4 protein-coding genes are annotated in these 3,648 nt (G+C 65.9%); all 4 read left to right on the forward strand.

Annotation, left to right across the window (positions count from 1 at the left end; genetic code table 11):
* Positions 1 to 1,523 (forward strand): type VI secretion system tip protein TssI/VgrG (tssI, locus tag G4D86_RS51445; RefSeq protein WP_164003056.1); only part of this gene is annotated, 1,523 nt, incomplete at its 5' end.
* 7 nt (positions 1,524 to 1,530) lie between these two features.
* On the forward strand, positions 1,531 to 2,529 hold the full coding sequence (locus G4D86_RS51450) for a DUF6402 family protein (RefSeq protein WP_164003057.1): 999 nt from the start codon (positions 1,531 to 1,533) through the stop codon (positions 2,527 to 2,529).
* Entirely contained in the window at positions 2,526 to 2,933 is a 408-nt protein-coding gene (locus G4D86_RS51455) for a hypothetical protein (protein ID WP_164003058.1), read from the forward strand. Before G4D86_RS51450 ends, G4D86_RS51455 begins: the two co-directional genes overlap by 4 nt.
* Positions 2,934 to 3,062: 129 nt before the next feature.
* On the forward strand, positions 3,063 to 3,648 hold a 586-nt coding region (gene tssI / locus G4D86_RS51460; protein ID WP_164003059.1), incomplete at its 3' end, for a type VI secretion system tip protein TssI/VgrG.

The raw sequence follows: 3,648 nt of genomic DNA on the forward strand, positions 1-3,648 counted from the left end.
ACGTGTCGGGAGGCAGCGAGTCGTTGCAGGGCCTGTACCGCAACCAGTTCCACCTGCTGCCCAAGGCGGTGCCCTTCCGGCCGCGCCGGCTGACGCCGCTGCCGCAGATTGCCGGCCCGCAGACGGCGACGGTGACGGGCCCCGCGGGCGAGGAAATCCATACCGACGCGCACGGGCGCATCAAGGTGCAGTTCCACTGGGACCGCGAGGGCAAGAGGGACGAGAAGTCCTCGTGCTGGGTGCGGGTGGGCCAGCCGTGGGGCGGGCCGGCGTGGGGCGACGTATGGCTGCCGCGCATCGGCCAGGAGGTGATTGTCCGCTTCCTGGAGGGAGACCCGGACCGGCCGCTGGTGGCGGGGGCCGTCTACAACGGCACCAATTCGGTGCCGTATGCGCTGCCCGACGAGAAGACGAAGTCGACGCGCAAGAGCGCCTCCAGCCTGGGCAGCGACGGCTTCAACGAGGTCCGGATTGAAGACTCGACGGGCGAGGAGGAGGTCTTCACCCACGCGCAGAAGGACGAGGACCTGCTCACCGAGAACGACAAGGACCAGGAGGTGCGCGGGTACGAAGACCTCCTGGTGAAGAAGGACCGCAAGCGCACGGTGGAAGGCAACCAGAAGCTGCGCGTCAAGCTGGACGACGTGGGCGTGGTCGAGGGCAACCAGACGCTGCTGGTGCAGAAGAACCGGGACACCCGCACCGCGGGAAGCCACGACGAATCGGTTGAAGGCAACCAGGCGATGACGGTGGGCAAGAACCTGACGGCCACCATCATCCAGGGGGCGATGGAGAACGTGGGGGCGGCGAAGGCCACCACCATTGGCGGCGGCTACAGTGTCAACGTGGCGCTGGTCTACAACGAAGCCACCGGTGCGGCGAGGGGCGTGGAAATCGGCGCGGCCCATATGGAGTACGTGATGGGCTCCCGGCAGGAGACCGTCGCCAAGGACAAGCAGTCCAAGGTGGGCAGCACCTTCCAGCTCGAGGTGAAGGGCGCGGTCACCCAGACGATGAGCAAGGACCTGAAGGAGGAGGTGGGCGCGAAGTCCTACCTTCAGGTGGAGCAGCCCGTGGCGATGCTGGCGAAGTCCTTCGACCTCAAGGCCGACAAACTCTCCCTCATCGTGGGAGACAAGCTCTACCTCAGCGTCGAGAAGTCTGGCGCCGTGAAGCTCTACGCGAACAAGCTGACCCTGGACGGCTCGGACATCAAGTTCAAGGGCGGCAAGGTGCAGATGCTCGAGGGTGGCTCCGTCCCGGGCAAGAGCGTCCCCAAGCAGAACGTGGACGCGCTGGTCGCCGCGGAGAGTCGCAAGGCCTTCAACGTGGGCTTCTCGCTCAGCGATGGCGAGACAGGTCAACCCATCCAGGGCCGCCGCTACCGCATGGAGACCGCGTCGGGTCAGGTGGTGGAGGGCATCCTCGGAGAGGATGGCAAGACGCTCCCCATCGGCAACGACCAGGAGGACGAAGAGGTGACCCTCCACGTCGAGAAGCAGACCCGCATCAGCATTGCTTGAGGACGCCATGGCAGACCAGTCCAGCCAGCTCCAGGAGCTCGCCAAGACGAAGATGGCGGCGGGCGACGAGAAGGAAGCCGAGAAGCTCGAGCTCAGCGATTTCAAGCTGACGGACATTCCCAAGGTGATGGACGCCTTGTCTTGGAAGGAGGCCGCGCGCTTCCAGCGCAAGTGGTTCGACGCGCCCGCCTACGAGCTGCCGCGGGACTACAAGACGGGCAAGAAGGACGCCCGCACGCTGGACAAGTCACACGTGGTGGAGGACCTGTCCTTCGACTGGTTGATGAGCGCCTCCAAGCGCGCGAAGCCAGAGGTGGACGAACTCATCGCCGAGTTCTCGGACATCCGCGAGTACAGCCACCGCGTAGGCAAGGTGAAGGGCATCCTGAGCACGCTCTCGCCCGGCCTCATCGTGCTGCTGGCGCGCATGGACAAGATGGGCCTGGTGGACACGAAGCGCATGTCGCTCAAGGAGGGCTTCCGGGACTTCGGGGACCTGCCCGCCATCGAGCTGGAATACACGAGCCAGTTCAACTTCATCCCGATGAGCGCTGACTTCTGGAGCCAGGCCACGGACAAGATGGATGACGTCTACGGGGCCCTGGGGGCGTTCTCCCTCAAGATTGCCGCCACCACCATCCGGACCCACTTCCGCCACAAGGACTTCCCCGCCCTCGAAATCGACGAGCTCGGCTTCTACGTGCGCGACACGTTCGAGTTCACCAACACGGGGAAGGACCAACCCCTGGGCTACTGGAGCAAGAAGGGTGTCCGCAAGCCGGGCCCGATCGACTACCTGCTCGACCCGGACTACATCGACCATGACGACGTCCGTTACTTCAAGGTCACCAACAACAGCTACAACGACTACCGCAACAAGTGGAAGAAGGGCGGCGACTTCATGGTCTTCTCCACCGTGAAGAAGGTTCCCGTCTCCATCCAGATTCACATCGACCGCATCGACATCCAGGAGTACCTGGACCGCAAGAAGGACCTGGGGCTGTGACACGGCAGCGGCCGTCCCGCTCGTGGCTCTGGGGCGCCGCCATCCTGGGACTGCTCGTGCTGGCGCCCATGGCCATGTACCTGCTGCTGAAGCAGGAGGCCGGCCGCAACGCGAAGCTGCTGAGCGAGGACTGGAACGCGGCCCACACCTGCGCCGTTTCCACGTACGCCCCCTACCTGGAGGGCAACTCCGTCCGCAGCCGCCTGTTCTACCTGTTCAGCGCGTCCACCTTCTTCCGCGTGCACGACGCGAGGGGGCAGCCCCTGAAGAGCACGGAGTGGCGCCTGTGGGAGCGGGAGTTCGGCGACCAGGAGGCGCCGAAGTGGATCCACGACGGAAGCCTGGTCTACCCGACGACGGACGGGTACGCGCATTGGGAGCTGCCGGAGTGCGCCCCTCCCTGAGGCGAGGCCTGGCTTTCCGGCGCCCCGCGGTGGCCCTCCAGGGCGGTACTACCGCTCGCGGAGCGCCCCTGTAGTACGATTGCCCCTTGGTTCCGTCGGTGGCTGCGCACCGCCAATGTAGGGGGAGTCATGTCCAGGCAGAGCACAGCCGCGTTCTCGGTGCAGATTGGAGCGTTCGGTCCCGACGCCTTGAGCGTCTCGGGAGTCAGCGGCGCCGAAGGCATCAGCCGGCTGTACGACTTCCGGGTGGACTTCTTCACGAAGGATGGCGAGCCGCTGGTGGTGGCGGACCTCGTGGGGAAGGACGCGCTGGTGACGCTGTCGGTGCGCGACAGCGACGCGCGCTACGTGCACGGCCAGGTGCGCGAGGTGGAGTCGCTGGGGATGAAGACGGGCCGGCGGCGCTACCGGGCCCACGTGGTGCCAAAGCTGTGGCGGCTGTCCCAGGTGCACAAGAGCCGCATCTTCCAGAGCAAGAGCGTGCCGGACATCCTCAAGGCGGTGCTGGGGGAGGGAGGGGTGGAGGTGCGGCTGGCGCTCTCGGGCAGCTACGCGGCGCGCGAGTACTGCGTGCAGTACCGCGAGAGTGACTTCGCCTTCGTCAGCCGGCTGATGGAGTGGGAGGGCATCTTCTACTTCTTCGAGCACACGGACTCGGGACACACGCTGGTGCTGGGGGACAAGCCCAGCGCGCACGCGCCGCTGCCGCAAGGGC

Origin of the sequence: Pyxidicoccus caerfyrddinensis, assembly GCF_010894405.1 — a bacterium.
Taxonomy (GTDB): domain Bacteria; phylum Myxococcota; class Myxococcia; order Myxococcales; family Myxococcaceae; genus Myxococcus; species Myxococcus caerfyrddinensis.